We start from the raw sequence: 24,998 nt of genomic DNA, 5'->3' as shown, positions 1-24,998 counted from the left end.
GCCGTCCTCCATTTTAGATTTCAAAAAGCCGTATCATATGAAATCCAATGACCTGCTTTATTGACTTGATCATTTCAATTAAACCAGCTTCACACTTATACCATTACTTCATGTTTGGTTTCATGATTATCTTTATATTTTCTAAGATTTTCATACCCCACAGGGTTATTTCCCCATGTTTTTTCATATTCCCAACCTGTTAATTGTTCAAAAACTTGTCGGGCTTCCGGTGTAACCTCTTTTTTAGAACCGCCATTTTTCAAACGTTTAATTTCATCCAACAAAACGACATGATTTTCTTTAGTTAATTTGTAACGATAGGAGATAATCAAACCTCCCACCAAAAAGAAGAGCGTACCAAACAGCAAGATAGAAATAATAGCTGTTACAGCTGAATCCGGTTGTGATGCTTGCCCGGATACAAAGCCTGCTTCTTGCAATGCAACACCTACTAAAAAAACTGCTAGCGCCTGAGTCCCTTTTCTGATCAAACTCATTACACCGGCGAACACACCTTCACGTCTTTGACCAGTTAAAGCTTCATCTACGTCTGGAATAAATGCGTAGTTGTTCCATGGGATGTAGTTCAAACCACCGCGTCCCAACCCGCAAATTCCAATCATAGCAAACAGTAAAACAGTGTTATTTAGCGTTCCAGTGACCTTTAATACAATAAATCCAATAACTCCTGCGATAAAGAGAGAAATTGCAGTTCTAAACGCCGGGGCAGGATTCAATTTAATCGTTAAGGTAAGAGCAATCCATACGCCAAAAAGCTGCATGACATACATAAAGGTTAATAAGTTGGATGCGGCAACGGCATTTTGCAGGAGAGCAAAAACAACAAAATATGTAAATACGGCGTTGAATACATCCTGACTTAAATATCCACCCAAATACATACCCAGATGGTGACGGAATGTTTTTACTCGTAAAGTCGAGAATAAATCCGCATAGATCTTATGAACATTTTGTAAAAATTTTCTATTACCAATCACTTCCTCTTCAGGTATTTCTTCAAGAGGACGTTCCCATGTATTTCTGTAAAGCAGTGACAATACCACTACAAATATGACAGTGAAAATAATACCTGAGTACAGGAATGTAAGAGGATCATCCTTACCCAATGCTTCCACAAGACGGCCAGGAATAAATGCAGCGAATACAGCTGAAGCCTGAGCAACAAACATTCTTGCACCTGTAAACTTCGAACGCACTTTATAATCGTTACTCATTTCAGCGGCAAGTGTATCATAAGGAATTAAAATCATGGAGTATACAATTTCAAACAAAATATAGGTTAATAAGTAATACCAGTAAGAAAAACCGGAAACCCAAATGGCTGCATAGACAAGTACAAGTGGAATGGCGGCTAATATAAAGAATTTTCGTCTTCCAAAGCGACGGCCAAGTTTTGTTTTATGAAAATTATCTGTAATATATCCCATAGTTGGCGCTGCAATCGCATCAACAATCCGAGCAATAGCGAAAATAGAACCTGCTTGAATAGCAGTTAGGCCACAAAAAGTTGTTAAGAAGAAAAGCAACCATGCTGCTGTCAATGCAAACGCGCCTGCCCCTAAGAAATCACCTAACCCATAGGACAAATAATTAATAAATTTGGGTTGTCTAACCACTTTACTCTCCTCCATTTTGGGGTTGTATTAGATATAAGTATGAAGATATTCGGATAGGCAAAGCACAGCCAGCGATTGTCTATAAGGCATGGTAGTCTGTCTGATTTCCTTGTAAAATTCTAAAGTATCTCCCATACCTGTTCCTACAGATACCCTTTGCAATGCTCCTTCTTTATTAATTTCATTAATAATTCCGCAAATAGCCTTGTGGGCGACTTCTTTATAATCCTGGTCGATATACCGCTTATGAATGGATTTTAAAATTCCATATGCAAATCCAGCTGAAGCTGAGGCTTCCAAATAAGAGGTCTGATCATTAATTAGTGTATGCCATAATCCGCTTGCATCCTGATAGTTGGCAAGAGCTTCAATTTGCCTGTTCAATGTATCAATTAGGAATTCACGAAGAAAATCCCCCTTTTCCAATTCCAATATCTCAATAATCTCGGGAATCGCAATGGTAATCCAGCAATTTCCTCTTGCCCAAAGCGCTTCGGCATAATTATGGTTTTCTTCGAATGTCCAGCCGTGGAACCATAAGCCTGTCTTTTTGTCCGTTAAATATTTGATATGGATTAGAAACTGCTTTTTGGCTTCTTGCAGGTATTCAGGTTTGTTTAGCAGCTTACCGATTTTCGCCAAAGGCAACACAGTCATCATTAAGGTATCGTCCCAAAGCTGATTTTTATTCTCCGGTCCATAGGTCATATGTTGTAACCCATCTTCTTTTGTACGAGGCATATCATGCATTACCCATTCAGCCCAATCTTCCAAATAGGGCAGGTATGTCTGGTTTCCGGTATCTTCATATAAAAATGCCAATGTTAATAACGGCGCCATCGTATTGACGTTTTTCGGCGGTGCACCTTCTTGGATCCTTGCATTGAACCATTCATTGATAATATCCAAAGCTCTTGGGTCATCAGTTAATTTCCAATATTTATAGATTCCATATAACCCTACACCCTGAGGCCAGTTCCAAATATTCCAGCTTTTATCATCCACAATTAACCCGTCAAAATTGAGTAAAAATTCACCGCTTTGGTCTTTGATTTGTGTGAGATTATTCATTAATAAATGAATACAATCAATGACCTCTTTCTTTTCGAAAGCTTTTACCTGCAACACAACAATCCCTCCAAATAATGATCTCTTTATCTTCATTTGTCATCGCTTACACTTATACTGTTATTGTATTGAAAGTGCTTTCTTGAAACTATAAAAAAAACAGTGGATTACGTTTAAAAAACATACTTGTTTCAATAGACTGATTGCTTTCATTGTTATGCCCACGGGGAAACTCACTCTGGTTGCAACGCAAAAACACCTCCAAGGTTATTTCCATATCTGACGATACGGATGAATTCTCTTGAAGGTGTTTTGATTACTTATTTTTTTCTAAAATCCTTTCAGCTTGTTTTCTAAAGGACCTCGCTCCATCTTCCGAAGTAATTTTCTTAAATAAAATCTGTTCGGATATATTATCAAGCGCTTTCATTATTTCCGAATGGCCCAGTGGATCAATCGGATCCGTGGTGTGTACATTTTGAGACACTTTTTCAACATAATCAAAAATTTTGGTTTCAACTTCGGATAATTCTGGCTTGATTCCTTTGATCACCTTTGAAGATACGGGGACACCTCGATCACCTTTGATCAACTTATTGGCTTCCATATTATTTACAAAGAAATTAATGAACTTAGCCGCTTGTTCTTTTTGTTTTGAACTCTTAGGGATTGAAAAGAACATACTCGGTCTTAAAAATAAAGCAGTTTCCTTCCCGTACTCAGGAGGCAGTTTGATTGATAAGGGTGCTTTAGCCGATTCGGCAAATCCTGAATATTGATTGGACCAGTTCCAACTCATTGCTGCATTTCCTGTTACGATAAATTCATCATGAATTCCTGCTACATGTGCTTGAACTTCTGGAGTAGGGAAGGCCTTTGCATCAACTAACCTAAGCTGCCTTTTAAAGTAATCAATGAATAATTGATCGTCCGTATAACCAAGGCCTGTACCCTTTTCATTATAAAGACGCGAACCTTGTGTTCTTAAATAGTAAGGGAAAAATACATCGGCAGGGTACATTCCATTTGTACCGTATACGTCTGTAGCATTTTTGACCTCGATTGCTACTTTTTCGAAGTCATCCCAAGACCAATTTTCATCTTCAATTTTAATACCAGCTTCTTTTAACAGATTATCATTTGTAATAACAGAAAGAACGTTCGATCCAAGTGTGAAGCCATATAATTTATCTGTAATCCTTCCACCGGAAATGACGTTTTCATCAATGGATCGAATATCAATCGTCCCATTTTTTATATACGGAGTTAAATCATCCAGTCGACCTTTTTCACCATATTGAAACAGGTAGGCTCTATCCATTTGAATCACATCTGGTAATTGGCTAGCGGCAGCCATTGGAGCAAGCCTCTTCCAATAATCCTCCCAGTTGGCATATTCCTCTACAATTTTTACATTTGGATTTTCTTTCTCATACATTTGAATAACTTTCAACGTATATTCATGTCTGGATTGGTCACCCCACCATGCCACGCGCAGGGTTACTTTTTCACTTTCTTCTTCATTATTTCCTATATTGTTTAAATTGCAAGCAGCGACTGAAAGGAACATTATAAAAGCAAATAATAACAAGCCAAACTTTTTCAAGCTTTAGCCTCCCTTTTGCGAGTGAGCCTATATTATTCGTTGTTAGCTCTTAGCTGGCAAAACAAGCGGTGGATTCATGTACCTTTTCGGTATTCAGAAGGTGTATAACCAGTATATTTTTTGAAAACCTGACTAAAGTATTGGGGGTTGTCACCAAAACCGATTATTTTGGCCAACGTGCCCACCTTCACATCGTCCATTTTTGAAATGTACTCCACTGCCTTTTCAATTCTTAATTTAGTAAGATAGGTTGAGAATCTCTGGCCCGTTTCCTGTTTGAACAGTTTTCCCAGATAATCTGGATTCATATATAGAATATCATTGGCTACCATTTTTAGTGATAAATCAGGATTTCCTAGATTCTCGATTAAAATTTCTATTACTCTACTAATTACGGAAGACTGTTTTGACTTGAGACGATTATAGTACTCATTGGTCATTTTGCTGGCTATTGCTTCGATATAGTCTTTCATCTGCTGGACAGTTTCCATCTCTAACAGTGCAGATGTTCCCATGAGGTAACCTTGCATGCGATTTGTATCTACCGTCTGCACAATTGCAATATAGAGCTGTATATAAAAGGATTTTGTCGAATCAATCCCTAGCCGTAAATCCGTCATTTTTTCAAAAAAGCTGGTTATTTCTTTACATACATCCTGGATATGCCCGGATTTGATTTTTAGAACAAGTTGCTGCTCATCGATAATAAAATCATTGGGGACGGTTGTATTTGCCGGTAAAATATCTTTTCTCGTTATAATGCTTCCTTCCCCCAAATAAAAACGATGCTCCAAACACTCCATTGCCTCAAGGTACAAGTTCCTAGCGTTTCGGAAATAGTTCCCTTCACTTATGGCAACAGTGGTATCTCTTTTGAAATATTGATAAATGGTCTTTCTTATTTGTTTAATTTGTTGATGTAATTTTTCCGAGTCATGATCATCCTTGATAAGGAACAGTGCATATTCACCAATATTGGTAGTTACCAAGACAGAGTCGAGGATCTCAGCTCCAATATTTTTGATGGCAAACAAATGTTCATAAGAAAAATAACCTTCCATCATAAAAAGAACGATTCTTAACTGCTGATTATTTATTTCAAAATCAAAAAGCTGCTCATAGAATGATAAATCATTATCTAAGTAGTTTTTACTCGTTAAGAATTCGGTTAGCAAATGTGCTTTGATATAAGGTTGAGCGTTTTGATATTTTTCCCACGTTTCATTAATAAAGGTTTCATGAACCTTTTTTTCATTTAGTTCATTAACGGTATCGTTAAGTGCAGCTGTAATTTTATCCTCATTACATGGCTTTAACAAATAATTTTTAACATCATAGTGCATGGCGGTTCTCGCGTATTCAAACTCACTGTATCCGGACAGTAGGATGAATTTTATAGAAGGATATTTTTCATGCGCTTTTGAGATAAGACTAAGTCCGTCCATACCAGGCATTTTAATATCACTGATAACAATATCAGGTTTTAGTTCAACAATTTTCTCGTACGCATCAATCCCATTTCTCGCCGTTGCTACAAGCTCCGTATCCAATGCTGCCCAATCGACCACACTGGAAATACCTTCGACAATAATTCTTTCGTCATCCACCAATAACACTTTATATGACATTCTATCACCCCGTTTGAACAGGTAAAACTACCGTAATTGCGGTCCCTTTTCCCGAAAGATTTTCAATTCTTAAACCATACTGTTCACCAGCATAAAGCTTGATCCTATCATCGATATTATTCAATCCTATTCCAGTACCTATAGGATTTATTTTGCCTTCTTTTACTTTTTGAAGGATTAGAGGATCTATGCCAGGCCCGTTATCTTCTATCCGAATAAATAGCTTGTCCTCTTCCTGATAAACATGCAATTTAATAACTGACAAATAGATGGAAGGCTCAACTGCATGCTTGAACGAATTCTCCAGAAGCGGCTGCAATATTAACTTTGGAATCTTATATTTTGCAATATGGGAGGGAAAGTCCATCTGAAAATCAATCCGGTCGTCAAACCGGTATTTTTGGATTGTTAAATAGCTTTTTAAAATCTCAAGTTCTTCTTCGAAAGTGATAATATCCCGGTTAAAATTTGTGGAGTATCTCATAAGATGACCAAGGGCTTCTACCATGCTTGAAATTTGCTTCTGTTTATTTGTTTTAGCCAACCAATTAACAGATTCCAGTGTATTGTATAAAAAGTGTGGGTTTATCTGAGCCTGCAGTGCTTTAAATTCAGTTTCCTTTATCAGCAACTGCTTAGAAAAGTTCTCCTGGATCAACTCATCAATTCTTTGGATCATTGTTATAAAATTCCGATAAAGAATCCCTATCTCGCCTTCATTAATTATAGAGGGATTTAATAAATTTACTGCGTGAAAGTTCCCCTTTTGGACTTCCTGCATGGTAGATGCTAATTCTTGAATGGGATTGGTAAACTTTCTTAAAAATTTAAAACCAAGGGAAATAAGAAAAACAAACATTAGCATAAAAACCAGTACCAAGGTATATTTCGCAGCAGTAATCTTGGAAAACATCATGTTAAAGGGAATGATGCTCCAATATGTCCAGTCTTTAAAATCGGTTGTAATATGGCTGACAAAGGTTCTTTCCCCATTAATGTATTCAATACTATAGCCTTGGTCTTTTTTTGCATTGAAATGATATTCTTTAAAATCATCTATTCCTTTTTCCGAATAAAAAACCTCATCTTCTTTTGTAATCACAATATTTCCTGCTATTTCTCCATGAGGTTTTGGTAAACCGCTTACAATCTCGTCTAAATCAACACGAATAAGCAGTTTGCCAATGGTTTCAAAGTTTAGGTTCTCATAAGACTGGATAAGGCGAACAGAAATTAAATCCCCATTATATCCTTCCAGCTCCATCCAATGGTTTTTACCCTCATCCTTATCCGCCTGACTAAGAGCAAGTTCCCTATCTTTATTCTTTATTGGATCGCTACTATCCCCGGCCACAAACTCCCTACCTGCTGAATCGTACAGATAAATGGAATGAACGTAATTTGCCGGATCCACATATTTCTCCAATTCATCTCCAATTTTCTGTTCAAGACGATAGAAATCATAGCCTTTTACATTTCCTTGAAGATCTAATAAATTTTTTTGAATATACGGATCGACTGCTATGTTATAACTAACTTCTTCTACTCTTTCAAGCTTCTCTTCTACATTGTTGGACGACATCATCAGCACTTGTGAGGATTTTGCATAGATTTGCTCATCATAGAGGGAAAAGGCATATTGAAGGCCTCCTAATACAAATACTAGTGTTGTCAGCATAATCAATGTAATCGTTAAGAAAAGCTTTACGTTTAGCTTTGAATTTATATATAAATTCGCAAAGTAAAACCATATCTTCTTCATGAACATGAAACAGCTCCCTCAGTTCGGGAATGATACAAATTCGGATTTAGCATTTTCTTTATATTTATTATTCCAAATAAAATACTTCCTTTAAATTTCTTGACACAGGACTGTCATCAGGATTGGTCTCCATTAAAGGCTTCATATAAGCCCACCATTTTTGGCAAATATCTGTAGCGCTCCAGACTTTAAAATCAATTTTGTCTTTTGCAGTTTTCAGGATGAATTTGTTTATCTTTCTTATTTATCTAAACTACACTAAAATACGATAGATGCCCTATGACGCAATTCACTAAAATATTGTTTTCATTGAACTACTCTTCATTCAAGAAATGCATGTAGCTAACAGATTTTGAGTCTGAACCTTCCATAAAATTCTATAAACCATACTAATCAACGACAAAAAAACGGCATTTCTGCCGTTTTTCTAAAGGATGGACTCTCAGGGACTCGAACCCTGGACCAATTGATTAAGAGTCAACTGCTCTACCAACTGAGCTAAGAGTCCACAATAAAATTATGGTGGAGCCTAGGGGGATCGAACCCCTGACCTCATCGCTGCCAGCGATGCGCTCTCCCAGCTGAGCTAAGGCCCCAAATATGTAAGTGTTTCAAGCGACTTCTATATCATATAAAATTTATATCCCTGTGTCAATACTTTTATAAAAAAAATATAATTTTCTCCCTCCATGGCCCAGAAAAGATACAGTCAGCGATCAGTCGCTGGCTGTATCTTTAGATAACAGTGTTTTCAGTTCCTTCATAAACATATTGATGTCTTTAAACTGACGATAGACGGACGCAAAACGTACGTAGGCGACTTCATCCACTGGGTAAAGCTGTTCCATGACCAGCTCACCGATCTGCTGGCTATCGACTTCTGTGGCAGCTGTGTTGCGGATAGCGTTCTCTACCTGGGATACGATCATATCCAGTTGCTCAACGGATACTGGGCGCTTCTCGCAGGCCCGAATGAGACCGCGCAGCATTTTATCACGACTAAACTCTTCACGGCTGCCGTCTTTTTTGATGACCATGAGTGGGGTTTCCTCCACCATTTCAAAGGTGGTAAAACGCCTGGCACACTGTTCACATTCACGGCGGCGACGGATGGACTTGTTATCATTCGCAGGTCGCGAATCCAACACTTTCGTGCCATTGTAGGCACAATACGGACACTTCATAATCTCACCACTTTCTTTTTCCAATAAATTCCCGAATATTTTTAGTAATAATTTTGTCGAAACGGATCATAATATGTTTACCACATCGCGAGGAGGTGAACAACAATGGCACAAGGAAACAATGGCAACTCCAACAATCTGGTAGTCAGCAGATCCTCCGGCGCTCTGGAGCAAATGAAATATGAAATCGCTCAAGAGCTGGGTATCAGCATTCCTCAAGATGGATACCAAGGTAACATGACTTCCTATGAGAACGGTTCGATCGGGGGCTACATCACAAAACGCCTCGTAACGATCGCCGAACAACAATTGGCAGGTCAATACCAATAATCGCGGTAATAATGCAGAAATAACAAGATAAAGTGTATGGATGGGCTGCTAAAAACAGCCTGTCCTGCGCTTTTTTCATTTTAAAGCGAAAAGGCTCATCATGTCATTAACTTGTCATTTAAAAATCATTATAAATTTTCGTGTATTGCCTGTAGTAATAAATGACCCGCTGTACATAATGTCGTGTCTCACCAAAAGGGATTTGCTTAATGGACTCTTCTGTTCCATCCCACACTCCCTTATCCAGCCACTCTTGAACTTTACCCGGCCCTGCATTGTAAGCAGCTACGATTGCTACAGGATTATCCTGAAACTTTATGGATAGGTTATGCAGATACCAGGTTCCCAGCTCAATATTGGTGCCAGGCTCGTGCTTGACACTGTCCAGCGGAACCTTTTGAATCTGGGCGCTGTCCATAATCCAATTTGCTGTATTCGGCATAATCTGCATCAGACCCAGTGCACCCTTATGCGACTGCTTGCTGGTTTTAAAATTGGTTTCTACACGGATAATAGACGCCACCAAAAATGGGTCCACTTCATAAGTCTTTGAATACTGACGAATCTCATCCTTATATTGAATCGGATAGAACCAGGACATCCAATTTGAATTAAGGAACAGAATCAGGACAAACCCGACAAACAAAGTGAGCAGGACTCTTTTCTTTCGCAAAATATTCATGCAAGTCCCTTCCGCTGCCAAAATTGATCAATTTGTCGTTTCGTCTCAGTCTGTGTTCCGCTATTATCGATAACGATATCGGCCAAGCTTTTCTTTTGCTCAATATCCATTTGTGCGGACAGCCGAAGTCCAGCTTGCTCCTCCGTCAGACCGTCTCTGAGCATCAGACGCTGGAGCTGAATATCACGTGGTACGTACACAACCATAATTTCCTCATATAAGCTATCCAGCCCGGACTCGTACAGTAACGGAATATCTGCCAAAACAAGCTTGTCCGGCTGTTCCTGTTCAAATGCTTCCATGCGCATACGCATTTCCTTACGAATAGCAGGATGTGTAATATCGTTGAGTGCCTGCCGCTGGGCAGGGTCTCCGAATACAATCTCTCCCAGTTTTTTGCGGTGCAGGGTTCCGTCATTGTTCACTATAGCTTGTCCAAAATGCTGTATGACCGCCGCCAGCACCGGATGCCCCGGAAGCATCACTTCCCGGGCAATGGCATCTGCGTCGATCAGCAGCGCACCCTTGGCGACCAAAAGAGCCGACACGGTGCTTTTTCCGGTAGCTATACCTCCGGTTAATCCGATATTCATGCTCTTTCACCTCATAACAGCTTCAATATGCCCATCATAATCAGTAATAATGCCGGCAATAGACCCAGCGCCTTCATAAATCGAAATGCTGATAGAAAGAAGCCCGCCTTCATCCCTGCAATCAAAAATGTTCCACTGAATAACGTAATAGCCAGCGCAGTAGACAGTGGCTGAAAACCAAGCATAGCTGCCCCTAATCCCGCTCCGAACGCATCGACCGATAATGCAATACCCAGCCAAATCGCTTCGGTAGCAGATATACTGCCGGAACGGTCCATATCCGCAGCAGACGGGCTTCGAAGAATCCGAATAACAAGTCCCCATTTGCGGAACTCCAGAGTAAATAGCGTTCGCTCCTGCTGCTCCACAGAAGCTTCTGCCGACAGATCTTTTCTTGAGCTAAGGAAAGACTCTGTATCAGCATCCTCTATACTCTTCTTCTCTCCAAGAACAGATCTGCTCACTGGATCAGTCTGTTCTGTAAGAAGCAGCCGCCGAGAGGCTTCCGCTGAATCCTCTGGCGAATCCTCTTTGCGGTGCAGAGCTTGAATCAAAGAGTAACAGCCGATACAGATCAGGATGACAGCGCCGAAAACGGTCGTATATACAGGAGACAGAACATGAGATAGTAATGCGCCCAATTGCATGGATATGCCGATCACCAAACCTGAACATACGGAGATGATAGCAATCGACAACAGTGGAATTTTCATTTTGCGCAGACCATATGTAACTCCGACTCCGAAACTGTCCAAACTTAGCGCAAATGCCAGTAACAGCAGGGCTCCCCAATGATTAGCCACTCCAATTCCCTCCCATTGCGAAGGCAGGGCCTTATAACAACCGAAACCCTCCGCAGTATTGGTACTTGGAACAATATATGAGAGGGATGGGCTTGGGGTGACTGTGCCTGTTTAGCGCAGAGGTTGGCAGACCGGACAATGATGCGTGCCACGTCCGGCTACGACAGACTTTTCGATCAATGTACCACAGTTAATGCAAGGCTTCGCGTTACGTCCATAGATTTGCAATTGATGCTGGAAGTCGCCCGTTTTACCCTGTCCATTAACGAACGATTTAATGGACGAGCCTCCAACCTGAATCGACGCACCCAGCGTGGAGACAATAGCTTCATGCAAGACACGAAACTGACTATCTGTTAGGCTTTTAGCTGGCTGTGCTGGATGAATCCCCGCCTTAAACAACGATTCATCTACATAAATATTCCCGATGCCCACCACATATGACTGATTTAACAGCGCTGCCTTGATCGAAGTCGAACGAGTTCCAACAGCGGCACGCAGCATTTCCGGTGTAAAGGCCTCGTCCATCGGTTCCAAACCAAGCTTGTTCAGCGGCTTTTCCAGCAAATCCTGTCCTGCCGGAAATAAGTGCATCGTGCCAAACTGGCGCACATCCTGATAACGCAGCTCCGTGCCATCTTTAAAATGAAAGATGACATGGGTATGCTTTTCCACAGGATCATGTTGTGAATACAATCCATATCGCCCTTCCATTCGGAGATGGGAGACCAACACCAGCCCGTCCAGCAAAATCCGCAGAAACTTTCCGCGTCTCTCCACCCCTGTAATCCGGTGACCAGCCAATTCCATGGCAAAAGCATGGATATCATCGGGCCGTTGAATGATCCGCGGTAAATTCACGGTGACATGATCTATATGTTTATCAACGATAAGCTCGTTTAGCGTTCGTTTAATTGTTTCTACTTCCGGTAATTCCGGCATGATGTCTTCACCTCACCCTATATTATAACGGAAGCAGCGTCAAATCGGGACTATCTACTCATTGAAATATCTTACTTGGCCTCATACCAATTACTACCATAGCTTACTTCGGCTTTGAGCGGCACAGCCAGCTTTAATGCAGCTTCCATGGTAGCCGGGACAAGCTCTTTCATCGTTTCCATTTCCTCAGGCGGAACCTCGAACACAAGCTCATCATGTACTTGGAGCAGCATTCTGCTGCGAAGTTTACGTTCACGTAGCGCCTCATCCATCTGTACCATCGCCAACTTGATAATATCGGCTGCGGTACCTTGAATCGGCGTATTCATCGCTGTACGCTCAGCGAATGAACGCAGGTTGAAATTGCTGGCGTTAATCTCCGGCAAATAGCGTCTGCGTTCCAATAGCGTTTTTACGTAGCCGTCCCGCTTCGCATCCTTCACAATATCATCCATGTAACGGCGAACGCCTTGGAACACATCAAAATACTGGTCGATAAAGCGAGCCGCTTCCTTCCGCGTAATATTCAAATTTTGTGACAGACCATAATCACTGATCCCATAGACAATCCCAAAGTTGACTGCCTTCGCAGAACGCCGCATATTGGAGTCCACATCTTCCGCTGCTACCCCAAACACATCGGAAGCGGTCTTGGTATGGATGTCCATATCGTGGACAAAGGCCTCCTTCAAACGTTCATCATCCGAAATATCAGCCAGCACCCGCAGCTCGATCTGTGAGTAGTCTGCCGCCAAAATAGACCAGCCCGGTTCGGATGGAACAAATACTTTACGGATTTTGCGACCCTCTTCAAGACGAATCGGAATGTTTTGCAAATTCGGAAATTGACTGCTCAAGCGTCCAGTTGCTGCAACCGTCTGCCGGAAATACGTATGCACCTTACCCGTTTTCTCCGAAATTTCTTTCAGCAATCCTTCGACATACGTCGATTGGAGTTTGGCAATGGTGCGGTACTGCAAAATATTTTGCACAATATCATGATAGGGAGCCAGCTTTTCCAGAACCTCCGCATCAGTCGAGTACCCCGTTTTCGTCTTTTTAATGACAGGCAAACCCAGTTTATCAAACAAAATCTCACCCAGCTGTTTAGGTGAATTCAGATTGAACTCTACACCGGCAATACTGTAGATTTCACCCACCAACGTTGCAATCTGGGCTTCAAATTCTTTCCCCAAAGCGCGCAGTTCTTCTACGTTTACCAAAATGCCCTGCTTCTCCATATCCGCCAAAATGCGGGACAACGGCATCTCCAGTTCATGGAACAGCTTGTGCATTTCCGTTTTTTCCAGCTCCGCCTGCTGCACAGGTACCAACGCTTCAATCACCGCTGCCTTACGCGCCACATGATCGGACAGTACATCCACGTCAGGAACTTTGTATTTAGCTCCTTTGCCGAACACTTCTTCGTCTGGACGGATCGAAGACAAGCCATATTTGGCTGCCAATCCGCTCAATGTCTGGTTTGCATCGGTTGGGTCCAGCAAGTACCCCGCTAGTTGCACATCAAACTCGGCACCTGCAAACTCAATTCCATGCCAGTGTAAAGCCAAATCCGTACGATGCAGATCATGACCACGTTTTTTGCGTCCAGGGTCAGCAAGCCATTCGCGAATAGGTGTAGCTGCATCACTTTGCAATACATCCAGTGTCATAAAAAACTGCTGCCCCGTTGCGGCAAATATCAGACCTACAATGTCAGCATGATGCGGATTATCACCATGCGTCTCAACATGCAGCACATCCACATGATCCAACACTTCTACCAATTCGCTAATCCGCTGCTCATCCAGCACTGTTACGTCAGCCGCAGCTTCCTCTACGTCTACCCCAGTACTGCCAACCTCACCTGAAAAGGATAAACGCTCCAGTAAGGACTTGAACTCCAGCTTCGCCAGAGCTGGCCCGGCCGTTTCTGCTTGCAGCCCGCCAAAGGCCACATCTTCCAGCTGCTTGTCCAACGTTACATCCCGATAAATGGTCGCCAAATCTTTGCTCATTCGCGCATCGTCAGCATGTGTCTCAACGCGTTCTTTCATTTTGCCCTTCAGCTCATTCGTGTGCGCCAGCACTTCTTCGACTGAACCGTATTGATGCAGCAGCTTGAGCGCTGTTTTTTCACCCACGCCGGGAATACCAGGAATATTGTCCGACGTATCGCCCATCAGACCCTTAAGGTCAATAATTTGCAGCGGCTTCAGGCCATATCGTTCCTGAATTTGCTCAGGTCCATACGTCTCCACCTCAGTAACCCCTTTGCGGGTCAAGCCGACTGTGACATGGTCTGAAGCCAATTGAAGCATATCCTTGTCCCCGGTCACGACCAGCACATTGAAACCGGCTTCGTCCGCTGTCTTGGACAGGGTGCCTATAATATCGTCCGCCTCATAGCCATCCAGTTCAAACTGGGCAATGCCAAAAGCGGTCAATAGCTCTTTCAGCAACGGAAATTGCTGAGACAGCTCTGGCGGTGTTTTCTCCCGTCCACCTTTGTAATCCTCGTATCCTTTATGGCGAAACGTTATTTTACCGGCATCGAAGGCAACCAGAATATGTGTTGGTTTGTGCTCCTCCAAGAGCCGCAATAACATCGTCGTAAATCCGTACACCGCGTTCGTCTGCTGCCCGCTCGAATTCGTTAACGGTGGCATAGCAAAAAACGCCCGGTAAATGATACTGTTACCATCTATAAGCATGAGTTTATCCATTTAGCACCTCGCAAGTTCATCAATGCATTCGTAACGTTCTTACGTTTTACGCATTCCTCTTCCTATCTTAACATACAAGACTCCTTTTTCAGAAAAAAACGGCTGCTTCTTAACCAAATTTGCCTTTTGCTCAAAGACAAGTCTGGGTCAGAAACAACCGCTATATACCTGAAAGCTCTACTGGTTCAAATCTGGTCTCTCCCCTGTCACGAGATATACAGTGCTTTCACCGATATTCGTAGCATGGTCACCAATTCGTTCAATGTATCGTCCTACAAGTAGTTGCAGCATGGCTTGTGAAGCCTCTGCCGGCTTTTCTACCATAAAGGCGTACAGATCGCTGATCATGTGGCTATACATGGAATCCACACGATCATCCTCTTTGGCCATTTTGTAGGCCAGATCTGTATTTTCATCCAAATAGGATTTGATCGCATCATCTATCATTTCTTTAACAATGGAAGCCATGTGCGGAATATCCACCAGCGGCTTAATGATCTGCTGCCCTTCCAAGCGAAGTGTCACCTTGGCAATATCAAGCGCCAAATCGCCCATTCGTTCCAGATCACTGGAAATTTTAAATGCAACAATGATCCGGCGCAAATCCTTCGCTACCGGCTGTTGGGTAATAATGAGCTTGGAACCCATATCGAGAATACTCTCTTCCAGCGTATTGAGGGATGCATCATTTTTGACCACCTGCTGAGCCAATTCTGTATTTTTGGTCTGCAAACATTCAATGGCCTGATCGAGCGCCTTCGAAACGTGTGCACCCATTTCGCGCAGTACGGCTCTCAGTTCATCTAACCCTTCATCAAAACCTCTTCTACGTATCATTTCGAAGTCACCCCTTCTGGCATATTTATCTGGTAGGCTTTAGCCAAATCGCCCTGAAATATAATCTTCCGTACGTGAATCTTGCGGCGTGGAAAACATCGTCTGTGTGTCCGCCGCTTCCACCACAACACCATTCAAAAAGAACGCAGTTCGACCGGACACACGCGCTGCCTGATGCATGTTATGCGTCACCATGACAATGGTATACGTGTCTCGCAATTCCTGAACCAGTTCTTCAATTTTCATCGTGGAGATTGGATCCAGCGCAGATGTCGCCTCGTCCATAAGCAAAATATCTGGCTGTACAGCAAGCGCCCGGGCAATGCACAACCGTTGCTGTTGTCCACCGGACAAGCTCAGAGCAGAACGCTTCAGAAAGTCCTTGACCTCTTCCCAGAGTGCCGCTTGCCGCAGGCTTTGCTCGACCAATTCGTCCAACTTGTCCTTTTGCCGAATTCCATGCAGACGCGGGCCGTAGGCCACGTTATCATAAATCGATTTGGGAAATGGGTTAGGCTGTTGAAAAACCATTCCCACCTGCTTACGCAGAGTTTCTACTTCCATAGCATCGCCGTATATATCCTGGCCTGCGATACTCACGGTGCCTTCAATACGCGTACCTGGTATCATGTCATTCATCCGGTTCAGCGTACGCAGCAGGGTTGATTTGCCGCAGCCAGACGGGCCGATAAAGGCAGTTACCGTTTTTTCAGGAATATCGAGGTTTATATGTTTCAGCGCGTGAAATTTCTCATAATATAAATTCAGCTTATCGATCCGAATTACGGAATCATTCATGGATTTATGATCTCCTTCGTGTTGCAGTTATGATCCTCAAGCATTGCACCTGATTTGCACAATATGAAGATTATATAAGCTGTGTGTAAACTTAGTGTGGTGGATTTGTTAACGGTATGTAAAATGATCAAGAACTTAGCATGAGCTCAAGCTCCTGCGCAATTTCGGCTGCATTCAAAGCCGCTTCCTCTGCGGAACGGGACATTTCGCTGTTTTTGGCTTCTATTTCATTGACAGCCTGCAGTAGTTTGGCAAAAGTTTGTGTTCCGGCAGATATATATTGAGAGCCTGCATGAATCTGCTGCATACTCGTATCCGTCAGTTCAGCGGTGTCACGCAGCATTTGCTCGATATGGGTGAGTAAGCCTGTAATCTGTGTGGAAAAGGCTTTCGTCTGGAGTGACATATTCCGCACCTCCTGAGACACAATCTGGAAGCCTCGTCCGTGTTCGCCAGCATGTGCCGCTTCAATGGACGCGTTGATCGCGAGCAGTCCGCTGTGATCTGCCAATGCACGAATGGAAGAGGCCATGCCCGCAATGTCATTCAGCGATTGAGTCAACGCCGTCATCTGCTCATGCTGGCGCTTCATTTGCTCCGTGACTGCACGATAGGAGAGCAAAACATCCTCCAGTTCTACTTTGCCACGGCGGGATAATTCACTCATTGAGCGGGTTAGCTGCACACTGTCATCGGCCTCTTTAGCTGCATCCAGCACAGTGAGCTGAATACGCTGGACTCCGTCATAGCTATGCCGAATCACATCGCCCCGCTCTTCATCTGCTTCTCTTTGCATTCGCTGCACGACGGACAGGATATCACGAATCGTAAGTACGCCGAGTAACCGTGTTCCTTCCTTTATCAACACACAATCGTAAAAACGCTGATCTTCGCGCAGCATCGCCAATTCCACAATGTCCGATGCCCGGCTTTTCAGATCCACAATTAATGTATCGGGGTCGGCAAATATGGCCGCAGGCTTGTCATAGAACAACGCCGCAGCAAATCTGCCCGTAAAATGGCGATTGTACGCATCTCTCATAATAATGCCCAATGGAAGATCATTTTTATCCACAACAATGACACAAGGTATATCTTCCTGTGTTTTCATAAGGGCTAACAGTTGTTTACAAGACATATCCGTACCAATGATCGGAACCTCCCGGCATGGCACATAGTTAGTAATCGGCTTGCATGCTTCACGTTCAATCACGGCAGTGGAACTCGGCTGGGTCTTTGGTTCCGTTATCATCGTTCTGAAGTCCCCTTTTTTTAACTACTTGGAGTGACGGGAACATCATATCGGTCATTTATTGATTCTAGCGCCTATTTTTGTTAATGAAATGTAAAATCACGAAATGGACACAAAAGTCTTCCCACACCACCTGGACAAAGAAAAACGCTCCTCATTTATAACAAATGAGAAGCGCTTCTTTTTTTATTTACAACCAGCTTGTACCCCACTCCACGGATCGAATCGATATGAACCGAGTCGGGATCAAGCTCCAGCTTTTTACGTAAGGAACTGACGTGCACATCCACGGTCCGTTGACCGCCAATATAGTCAAAACCCCAAACAGCATTCATCAGATCATCCCGGGTCAGGACCACACCCGGCTTGCGGGACAAATAAAGAAGCACTTCAAATTCCTTTGGTCTGAGGCTGATGGACTGACCTCCAAGAATGACTTCATATTTTTCAGGGTAAATCTCCAGCTCGCCCAATTGAATTTTGGAGCTATCTTTCTGATCAGACAGCACTCCTTCATCCCCGCCGGAAGTTCTTCGCAGCACAGCCGTTACACGGGCCAACAGCTCAGAAACGCCAAAAGGCTTCGTGATGTAATCATCCGCACCCGACTTCAGCCCTTGGACAACCTCGGCTTCGCCGTTTTTGGCGGTTAAAATAATGATCGGCGTTGTCAGCCCCTGATGGCGAAGTCTGCTCAGAATGTCCAGTCCGTTCATTCCCGGCAACATCAAATCCAGCAGGATCAAATCGTAGGACTCTCTGGAGGCTTTCTCAAACCCTGCACTGCCATGATCCTCCGTGTCCACTTCGAAGCCTTCTTGTATCAAATTGTAGGATAGCAATCTGGCAAGCGTTGGTTCATCCTCAATAACCAGCAAGCGTTGTCCCATAAATAACTTCATCTCCTGTTTACCTGTTAAAGGCGCATTGGTCAAAATCCTGAAACCTTTTCCATACTCATGCGACACCCGTTTATTTTATCACGGCATTGTTAACAGAATGTAAAAAAGGTTATAGTTCATTCTTCCTGTTGCAATAGCGGTAATTCAACTGTAAATGTGGTACCCAATCCAAGCTCACTTTCCACCGAAAGGGTGCCATGATGCAAATCGACCAAGTGTTTGACGATCGACAATCCCAGTCCCGTTCCGCCAGAGTTGCGCGAGCGTCCTTTATCCACCCGGTAAAAGCGTTCAAAGATACGTGGCAGGTCCTTCTTTGGAATTCCAATACCTGTATCACTGACTGTAAATACGACCTTTTCCGTGTCATTCTCCCGCTGTACCGTTAAAACCTTAATCTTTACCTTGCCACCATCAAGTGTATAGTTGATGCCATTAGACAAAAGGTTCAGGAAAATCTGCTGAAGCTTATCTTCATCTGCCTCCATAAACAGCTCATCCGGGATATCCATATGCAGCGTAATTCTTTTTTTGGCAGCTACATTGTTCAGTTTTTCCAGCAATGATTCTATGAACGACGAAACGTGTACTGGCGAACAATCCAGCGGAGAACGCTTGGATTCAATTTTGGATAGCTCCAGAATATCACCGATCAGTCGATTCAATCGTTCGCTTTCATCATATATAATTTGCAAAAATGAACGGGCCGTCTCCTCATCTTTAACCCCGCCACCGAGTAACGTCTCGGCAAAGCCCTTGACCGCGGCAATCGGTGTTTTTAGCTCATGAGAAACGTTAGCCACAAATTCGCTCCGCATATTTTCCAACCGTCGAATAGCCGTAATATCCTGTAAGAGGAACAGCATCCCCCGGTATCCGCCTTCATCCTCATACATCGGAACACCGTCCAGCAAAACGAGTCTCTCCTCGGGATTGTACAAATGAACCTCACCATGCAGCCTTTCTCGGCTTTGTATGCTGCCCTCAATTAGCTTTGTGAGCTCATAGTGCTTCTTCAGCTCATGATACGGCTTGTCTGTCACCCGTTTACCCACGACACCAAGCATTCGCTCAGACTCACGGTTTACAAGCGCAATACACTCACTTGCATCAATCATTAGAATCCCACCTGTCATATTACTCATGACGCTCTGGAGAAGATCCTCATTGTCACGTATCGTTTTCATTTGGTTTTGGAGACTATCAGCCATACGATTAATGGCTTCACCCAGCTGCCCTACCTCATCCCGGCGCTGCACACCAACTCTTGCGTCATAATCCAGTCCTGATATACGGTTGGCTACCCCTGTAATATGTTCAATGGGCGAGGTGAGACTGCGAGCAATACGATAGCTCACCAGTCCAGCAGCAATAAACAGCAACACTAGACCAATCCCGATAGCCGTCCAGCCGCGCTGAACCCCCTCCTCCACCGCTTTCAGACTCATGGACAAACGGATATATCCGTCAAAGCCCTTGTCCGATACAACCGGCTCTGCAACGTATAGCATGTTCCGCTGCAAGGTTTCACTGTAACGAATCGTGCGTCCGATTCCCTCTGTTGAGGCTTGCTGAATTTCTTCACGAGATGCGTGGTTTTCCATCTTACGCGGATCGCTTAACGAATCGCCAACCACCGTCCCGTCCTTGCGAATGAAAGTCACCCGCGATTCCGTCAGACGAGCAATTTCCTTCGCCTTTTGAGAATAATAGGAGACATAATCCGTGCTGGACAGGGCATCTGCATTAACAAAAGGGAATGTAGCTCGAAGTAGGTCGATCTCCCGTCCCATGTTCTCCTCTAGCACTTTCATATTCGAATTTTTAAAAATTTGTCCCATCGTGATTCCAGCAGCAAGGACAGATACGCCAATCAAAATCAGCATGATCAGGGTAAGCCTGAAACGAAACGATTTCATAAAATATGCCCATCCTTTATGTAAGTTAAGTCTCATTCTACAGGCTACTTTCATTATGTTCCACTGTGAAAATAAAAAAGGCTAGGGTATAACACAGCCCCAGCCTTTCCCTTGTCCTCTTATCCGTTTATAACTTCACCGCCATTGATATGAATAACCTGCCCGCTTACATATGAAGAATCGTCTGAAGCAAGGTACACATAGGCCGGCGCCAATTCTTCCGGCTGACCCGGACGCTTCATAGGCTGTGCTCCTCCAAACTCGCTGACCGTCTTAGCATCAAATGTAGACGGGATTAACGGTGTCCAGATCGGCCCTGGTGCTACAGCGTTCACCCGGATACCTTGATCGGCCAAATTAAGTGAAAGGGAACGAGTAAAGGATGTGATTGCCCCTTTGGTCGATGAATAATCAATGAGTGTCTTGTTCCCAGCGTACGCGGTAATCGATGTTGTATTGACGATTGTGCTCCCTTTCTTCAAATGCGGCAATGCTGCTTGCGTCAGGAAGAACATACCGAAAATATTCGTACGGAACGTGCGCTCCAACTGTTCTTTGGTGATATCCTCCAGCTTTTGTTGTGGATGTTGCTCTGCCGCATTGTTCACGACAATGTCGAGCTTACCCAACTCGTTAACCGTCTGTTGAACCGCTTTTTTGGCAAATTGGTCATCTCCGATATCGCCAGGAATCAATACGCATTTGCGTCCCTCCTGCTCTACCTGACGTTTTGTTTCTTCCGCATCCTTATGCTCATTCAAGTAGATGATAGCTACGTCCGCACCTTCTTTGGCATACGTGACAGCTACAGCCCGTCCAATTCCACTGTCCCCACCAGTAATAAGTGCAACTTTACCTGTTAGCTTGCCAGCGGCTTTGTAAGTTGGTTTTTCAAATTGGGGTGCAGGCGACATTTTGGACTCAATCCCCGGTTGCTGGTCCTGATGCTGCGGGGGCAAAGTTTGCTGAGGTTGATTACTTTTAGGCATTGTACATTCTCCCTTCAAAATCAGATATTTTTTAGGATGCAACATTTGCATCCACTCTACTCCTGATTTACCACACAAAGTTATTCGTTAAACGAAAAAAGATAAATGTAGTTATTTGAGTGCACAAAAAACGGCCTATGCTTATTTCAGCATAGACCGTTTTTTCAATTTAGCATTTGTCATCATTCGATTATAGGCTCTCACCAAATACATAATTAAATAATATGGCTGTATACCATTAAAAACGTAATTAATATCAGGAAGACGGCAAGCAGCGTACTGAACATTCGCATTTTGCCAGCGTATTGCGTAATAGGCTGTTGGCTACGAATCGCTTCCAGCGACAGCCGTAACGGCTTACCCATGGCTCCCGCGATACCAGAAATGGCGAGAAACAACAGCAAAACGACAACGATCCATGCTACCGAATAAGAATTCCAGGCAAAAATCATATAGATACCGCTAACAAGCACTAGGATCAGTGCAAATTGAGCTAAACGGTTCAAAAGCTGAACAGCCGATATCGTTCCCTCCTGCACGCTAGGAGCCAATTTGTCGATTTTGCCCACAACGAAGGGGAGCAATAAATAAAAACCCATCGCCAGTGATCCAATAATGTGAATAAAAAACATTTTTTACAACCTCCATTTCTTTGTTTTCTCACAAACTCTTTTTCCATAGAACGATCATAGTCCAACGAATGACTACCATCTTTACAGTGTTTTGGGACATGTTTTTCTATGTCAGGATTTTGCAAAATTTCTCATGTAACTGTCAATGCATATGAACTCTATTATACTGGGGAAATGAATCAAAGCAAAGGAATAAGGAAGAAAGCGAATAGATTCCTTATATTCCGTTTAAAAGTAAAAGAGGTGTCCGGTGGCCATGACTATGGCTTGGGAACACCTCTTCAAGTAAAAGTACCGTTAGTAGAAAATTGAATCTATACGGTAACTATTTTAATCACACTGCGGACCGATTCGGCGGATTGATCGAGCGCTGCTTTTTCTTCGGCTGTCAATTCCAACTCGAACACTTTTTCGATACCATTACCGCCAAGAAGTGTCGGTACGCCAAGGAACAAATCCTGATAGCCGTACTCTCCCTCCAGATAGGCAATGACCGGGATAATCCGTTTTTTATCTTTTACAATCGCTTCTGTCATCTGTGCAAGCGAAGCTGCCGGTGCATAATATGCGCTACCATTACCCAACAGGTTAACGATCTCACCGCCACCACCGCGTGTCCGTTGTACGATCGCTTCGATACGTTCCTGCGAAATCAGGGTTTCGATCGGTATACCTCCAACGCTGGAATAGCGTACCAGGGGCACCATATCATCACCATGCCCCCCCATAACGAAGCCGCGTACGTCTTCGACGGAAACGTTCAGTTCTTGTGCAATAAAGGTACAATATCGCGCTGTATCCAGCACACCTGATTGGCCAATAACCCGATTTTTCGGGAACCCAAGCGTTTGATAGGCAGTATAGGTCATAGCATCTACCGGATTACTCAGAATAATGACGATAGAATCCGGCGCATACTTCTTCACGTTCTCACAAACAGATTTTACAATTCCTGCGTTCGTATTTACCAAATCATCACGGCTCATACCCGGCTTGCGTGCAATCCCGGCTGTAATAATGACGATATCCGAGTTAGCTGCATCCTCGTAACTGGAAGTGCCCGTGATCTGGCTGTCAAATCCCTGTACCGGACCGGCCTCCAAAATATCAAGCGCCTTGCCTTTGGTCGGATTCTCTAGTTGCGGAATATCGATCAGTACGATATCACCTAGCTCCTTTTGAGCCAGCAGCAATGCGGTAGTGGCACCGGTAAAACCGGCGCCAACAATGGATATTTTTTTACGTTGAATGGACAAGTGGTATTCCCCTTCCTTACAGGTTACTAATAATGGTATCTGCGAACTCGGAGCATTTCACTTGTGTAGCACCATCCATCAGACGAGCAAAGTCATAAGTTACAATCTTCTTATTAATGGACGTCTCCAGCCCTTTGTAAATCAGGTCAGCTGCTTCTTTCCAACCCAAGTGTTCAAGCAACATTACGCCCGACAGAATTACGGAACCAGGGTTTACTACGTCTTTGTCAGCGTATTTTGGAGCTGTGCCATGTGTAGCTTCAAAGATAGCATGCCCTGTTACATAGTTAATGTTTGCACCTGGTGCAATACCAATTCCACCAACTTGGGCAGCAAGAGCATCTGACAGATAGTCCCCGTTCAGGTTGAGCGTAGCAATCACATCAAATTCAGAAGGACGAGTCAGTACTTGCTGAAGTGCAATATCAGCAATTGCATCCTTGATAATGATTTTGCCTGCATCTTCAGCTGCTTTTTGAGCTGCATTCGCCGCATCCTCACCGTCTTTTTCCTTGATTACATCATATTGGGCCCAAGTAAATACTTTATCTGCAAATTCTTCCTCAGCCACTTCATAACCCCAGTTTTTGAAGGCACCCTCGGTAAATTTCATAATGTTACCTTTGTGTACGAGCGTTACACTTTTGCGTCCGTGGTCAACAGCATACTGAATGGCAGCCCGCACCAGACGCTTTGAACCCTCGGAAGAAACTGGCTTAATGCCAATACCAGAGGTTTCAGGAAAACGAATTTTGTTCACACCCAGCTCTTGTTGAAGGAACTGAATAACCTTTTTCACGTCTTCGGACCCTTCAGCATACTCGATCCCCGCGTAAATATCTTCTGTGTTCTCACGGAAAATAACCATGTCTACCAATTCAGGACGTTTCACTGGAGAAGGAACACCGTTAAAATAACGAACAGGACGCAGACATACGTACAAATCCAGTTCCTGACGCAATGCCACATTCAACGAACGGATACCACCACCAATAGGTGTCGTAAGTGGACCTTTGATGGCTACAATATACTCACGGATGGCTTCCAAAGTATCGTTAGGGAGCCATTCGCCGTATGTATTGAAAGCTTTCTCACCAGCGAATACTTCATACCAGGCAATCTTTTTGCTGCCGTTATATGCTTTTTCTACAGCTGCGTCCAGTACGCGCTTGGAAGCTTTCCAGATATCGCGACCCGTGCCGTCACCTTCGATAAACGGAATTACCGGATGGTTCGGAACCTGTAGTTGACCGTTATCAATCGTAATTTTTTCGCCTTCAGTTGGGAGCTCAAACTTTTCGAATTTCGCCATAAGTTCCTTTTCCTCCTCAGATATGAATGGGTACAGGACGAAAGACATGATCTTTATCACAGACAAAAACGTACATCTCTCGTCGTCCCCTCTATTGTACCTTATTTTTTAAATTCAGGGTATACAACCTCAATCTTCCT

Annotated in this window: 22 protein-coding genes and 2 tRNA genes; 1 reads left to right on the top strand and 23 read right to left on the bottom strand. The window is 43.5% G+C overall.

The genetic code is table 11. The features are described from left to right. Positions 1-95: 95 nt before the first annotated feature. The 9 genes from T3H97_RS08505 to nrdR all read right to left on the bottom strand — a co-directional run bounded on the left by T3H97_RS08505 (position 96) and on the right by nrdR (position 8,885). A complete protein-coding gene (locus tag T3H97_RS08505) occupies positions 96-1,637 on the bottom strand; it encodes an MFS transporter (protein WP_328802258.1) in 1,542 nt (513 codons plus the stop codon). Between the two features lie 27 nt (positions 1,638-1,664). Continuing rightward, positions 1,665-2,765, bottom strand: a complete 1,101-nt coding sequence (gene bglB / locus T3H97_RS08500) for a beta-galactosidase BglB (protein WP_328802257.1) — start codon at positions 2,763-2,765, stop codon at positions 1,665-1,667. 256 nt (positions 2,766-3,021) lie between these two features. Further along, positions 3,022-4,311, bottom strand: coding sequence for an ABC transporter substrate-binding protein (locus tag T3H97_RS08495; protein WP_442955638.1), 1,290 nt, complete (start codon positions 4,309-4,311; stop codon positions 3,022-3,024). 74 nt (positions 4,312-4,385) lie between these two features. Continuing rightward, positions 4,386-5,939 carry a response regulator transcription factor gene (locus T3H97_RS08490; protein ID WP_328802256.1) on the bottom strand — a complete coding sequence of 518 codons (1,554 nt, stop codon included), beginning with the start codon at positions 5,937-5,939 and terminating at the stop codon, positions 4,386-4,388. A gap of 4 nt (positions 5,940-5,943) precedes the next feature. Then, positions 5,944-7,701 (bottom strand): cache domain-containing sensor histidine kinase, encoded by a 1,758-nt coding sequence (locus T3H97_RS08485; protein ID WP_328802255.1) that lies wholly within the window; start codon positions 7,699-7,701, stop codon positions 5,944-5,946. Positions 7,702-7,768: 67 nt separating this feature from the next. Continuing rightward, entirely contained in the window at positions 7,769-7,936 is a 168-nt protein-coding gene (locus T3H97_RS08480; RefSeq protein WP_374703721.1) for an L-rhamnose mutarotase, read from the bottom strand. Between the two features lie 200 nt (positions 7,937-8,136). Further along, a tRNA-Lys gene (locus T3H97_RS08475) sits at positions 8,137-8,209 on the bottom strand. Between the two features lie 12 nt (positions 8,210-8,221). Beyond that, positions 8,222-8,297: transfer RNA gene (locus tag T3H97_RS08470), tRNA-Ala, on the bottom strand. Between the two features lie 120 nt (positions 8,298-8,417). After that, on the bottom strand, positions 8,418-8,885 hold the full coding sequence (gene nrdR / locus T3H97_RS08465; protein WP_013309614.1) for a transcriptional regulator NrdR: 468 nt from the start codon (positions 8,883-8,885) through the stop codon (positions 8,418-8,420). 105 nt (positions 8,886-8,990) lie between these two features. Here nrdR and T3H97_RS08460 point away from each other — a divergent pair, with 105 nt between their 5' ends. Beyond that, complete coding sequence (locus tag T3H97_RS08460) at positions 8,991-9,215, top strand: alpha/beta-type small acid-soluble spore protein (protein WP_013309613.1); 225 nt, start codon at positions 8,991-8,993, stop codon at positions 9,213-9,215. A gap of 118 nt (positions 9,216-9,333) precedes the next feature. On the opposite strand, the gene T3H97_RS08455 is transcribed toward T3H97_RS08460, so the two are convergent. From T3H97_RS08455 to icd, 14 genes are all read right to left on the bottom strand, one after another. Beyond that, positions 9,334-9,897, bottom strand: a complete 564-nt coding sequence (locus tag T3H97_RS08455; protein WP_328802254.1) for a lytic transglycosylase domain-containing protein — start codon at positions 9,895-9,897, stop codon at positions 9,334-9,336. Further along, positions 9,894-10,490, bottom strand: coding sequence for a dephospho-CoA kinase (coaE, locus tag T3H97_RS08450; protein ID WP_328802253.1), 597 nt, complete (start codon positions 10,488-10,490; stop codon positions 9,894-9,896). The genes T3H97_RS08455 and coaE overlap by 4 nt, the downstream gene beginning before the upstream one ends. 11 nt (positions 10,491-10,501) lie before the next feature. Continuing rightward, entirely contained in the window at positions 10,502-11,293 is a 792-nt protein-coding gene (locus T3H97_RS08445) for an MntP/YtaF family protein (RefSeq protein ID WP_328802252.1), read from the bottom strand. Positions 11,294-11,404: 111 nt separating this feature from the next. Further along, complete coding sequence (gene mutM, locus T3H97_RS08440) at positions 11,405-12,235, bottom strand: DNA-formamidopyrimidine glycosylase (protein ID WP_328802251.1); 831 nt, start codon at positions 12,233-12,235, stop codon at positions 11,405-11,407. 71 nt (positions 12,236-12,306) lie between these two features. Continuing rightward, entirely contained in the window at positions 12,307-14,961 is a 2,655-nt protein-coding gene (gene polA, locus T3H97_RS08435) for a DNA polymerase I (protein ID WP_328802250.1), read from the bottom strand. 177 nt (positions 14,962-15,138) lie between these two features. Continuing rightward, positions 15,139-15,798: a phosphate signaling complex protein PhoU gene (phoU, locus tag T3H97_RS08430; protein ID WP_328802249.1), complete on the bottom strand. Its 660-nt coding sequence runs from the start codon at positions 15,796-15,798 to the stop codon at positions 15,139-15,141. Between the two features lie 39 nt (positions 15,799-15,837). Beyond that, a complete protein-coding gene (gene pstB, locus T3H97_RS08425) occupies positions 15,838-16,596 on the bottom strand; it encodes a phosphate ABC transporter ATP-binding protein PstB (protein WP_328802248.1) in 759 nt (252 codons plus the stop codon). A 127-nt stretch (positions 16,597-16,723) separates the two neighbouring features. Further along, on the bottom strand, positions 16,724-17,848 hold the full coding sequence (locus T3H97_RS08420; protein WP_328802247.1) for a methyl-accepting chemotaxis protein: 1,125 nt from the start codon (positions 17,846-17,848) through the stop codon (positions 16,724-16,726). Between the two features lie 158 nt (positions 17,849-18,006). Further along, positions 18,007-18,738 (bottom strand): response regulator transcription factor, encoded by a 732-nt coding sequence (locus T3H97_RS08415; protein ID WP_013309604.1) that lies wholly within the window; start codon positions 18,736-18,738, stop codon positions 18,007-18,009. Positions 18,739-18,866: 128 nt separating this feature from the next. Beyond that, positions 18,867-20,669 (bottom strand): two-component system histidine kinase PnpS, encoded by a 1,803-nt coding sequence (pnpS, locus tag T3H97_RS08410; protein ID WP_328802246.1) that lies wholly within the window; start codon positions 20,667-20,669, stop codon positions 18,867-18,869. A 119-nt stretch (positions 20,670-20,788) separates the two neighbouring features. Then, positions 20,789-21,658: an SDR family oxidoreductase gene (locus T3H97_RS08405; protein ID WP_013309602.1), complete on the bottom strand. Its 870-nt coding sequence runs from the start codon at positions 21,656-21,658 to the stop codon at positions 20,789-20,791. Between the two features lie 215 nt (positions 21,659-21,873). Further along, complete coding sequence (locus T3H97_RS08400) at positions 21,874-22,290, bottom strand: hypothetical protein (protein ID WP_134904278.1); 417 nt, start codon at positions 22,288-22,290, stop codon at positions 21,874-21,876. 314 nt (positions 22,291-22,604) lie between these two features. Continuing rightward, entirely contained in the window at positions 22,605-23,546 is a 942-nt protein-coding gene (gene mdh, locus T3H97_RS08395) for a malate dehydrogenase (protein ID WP_061828678.1), read from the bottom strand. A 16-nt stretch (positions 23,547-23,562) separates the two neighbouring features. Then, positions 23,563-24,858 carry an NADP-dependent isocitrate dehydrogenase gene (icd, locus tag T3H97_RS08390; RefSeq protein ID WP_029516624.1) on the bottom strand — a complete coding sequence of 432 codons (1,296 nt, stop codon included), beginning with the start codon at positions 24,856-24,858 and terminating at the stop codon, positions 23,563-23,565. Positions 24,859-24,998: the final 140 nt, after the last annotated feature.

The sequence above is a fragment of the Paenibacillus sp. LX16 genome (genome assembly GCF_036252815.1).
GTDB classification, from domain to species: Bacteria; Bacillota; Bacilli; order Paenibacillales; family Paenibacillaceae; genus Paenibacillus; species Paenibacillus polymyxa_B.
The sequence above is the reverse complement of the archived record's forward strand: the minus strand, read 5'-3'. Positions and strand labels throughout refer to the sequence as shown.

Coding starts and splice junctions, on each gene's coding strand:
- T3H97_RS08490 (WP_328802256.1), bottom strand. CDS start 5,939: ATGTCATATAAAGTGTTATTGGTGGATGACGAAAGAATTATTGTCGAA.
- T3H97_RS08485 (WP_328802255.1), bottom strand. CDS start 7,701: ATGAAGAAGATATGGTTTTACTTTGCGAATTTATATATAAATTCAAAG.
- nrdR (WP_013309614.1), bottom strand. CDS start 8,885: ATGAAGTGTCCGTATTGTGCCTACAATGGCACGAAAGTGTTGGATTCG.
- T3H97_RS08460 (WP_013309613.1), top strand. CDS start 8,991: ATGGCACAAGGAAACAATGGCAACTCCAACAATCTGGTAGTCAGCAGA.
- T3H97_RS08455 (WP_328802254.1), bottom strand. CDS start 9,897: ATGAATATTTTGCGAAAGAAAAGAGTCCTGCTCACTTTGTTTGTCGGG.
- coaE (WP_328802253.1), bottom strand. CDS start 10,490: ATGAATATCGGATTAACCGGAGGTATAGCTACCGGAAAAAGCACCGTG.
- mutM (WP_328802251.1), bottom strand. CDS start 12,235: ATGCCGGAATTACCGGAAGTAGAAACAATTAAACGAACGCTAAACGAG.
- polA (WP_328802250.1), bottom strand. CDS start 14,961: ATGGATAAACTCATGCTTATAGATGGTAACAGTATCATTTACCGGGCG.
- phoU (WP_328802249.1), bottom strand. CDS start 15,798: ATGATACGTAGAAGAGGTTTTGATGAAGGGTTAGATGAACTGAGAGCC.
- pstB (WP_328802248.1), bottom strand. CDS start 16,596: ATGAATGATTCCGTAATTCGGATCGATAAGCTGAATTTATATTATGAG.
- T3H97_RS08420 (WP_328802247.1), bottom strand. CDS start 17,848: ATGATAACGGAACCAAAGACCCAGCCGAGTTCCACTGCCGTGATTGAA.
- T3H97_RS08415 (WP_013309604.1), bottom strand. CDS start 18,738: ATGGGACAACGCTTGCTGGTTATTGAGGATGAACCAACGCTTGCCAGA.
- pnpS (WP_328802246.1), bottom strand. CDS start 20,669: ATGAAATCGTTTCGTTTCAGGCTTACCCTGATCATGCTGATTTTGATT.
- T3H97_RS08405 (WP_013309602.1), bottom strand. CDS start 21,658: ATGCCTAAAAGTAATCAACCTCAGCAAACTTTGCCCCCGCAGCATCAG.
- T3H97_RS08400 (WP_134904278.1), bottom strand. CDS start 22,290: ATGTTTTTTATTCACATTATTGGATCACTGGCGATGGGTTTTTATTTA.
- icd (WP_029516624.1), bottom strand. CDS start 24,858: ATGGCGAAATTCGAAAAGTTTGAGCTCCCAACTGAAGGCGAAAAAATT.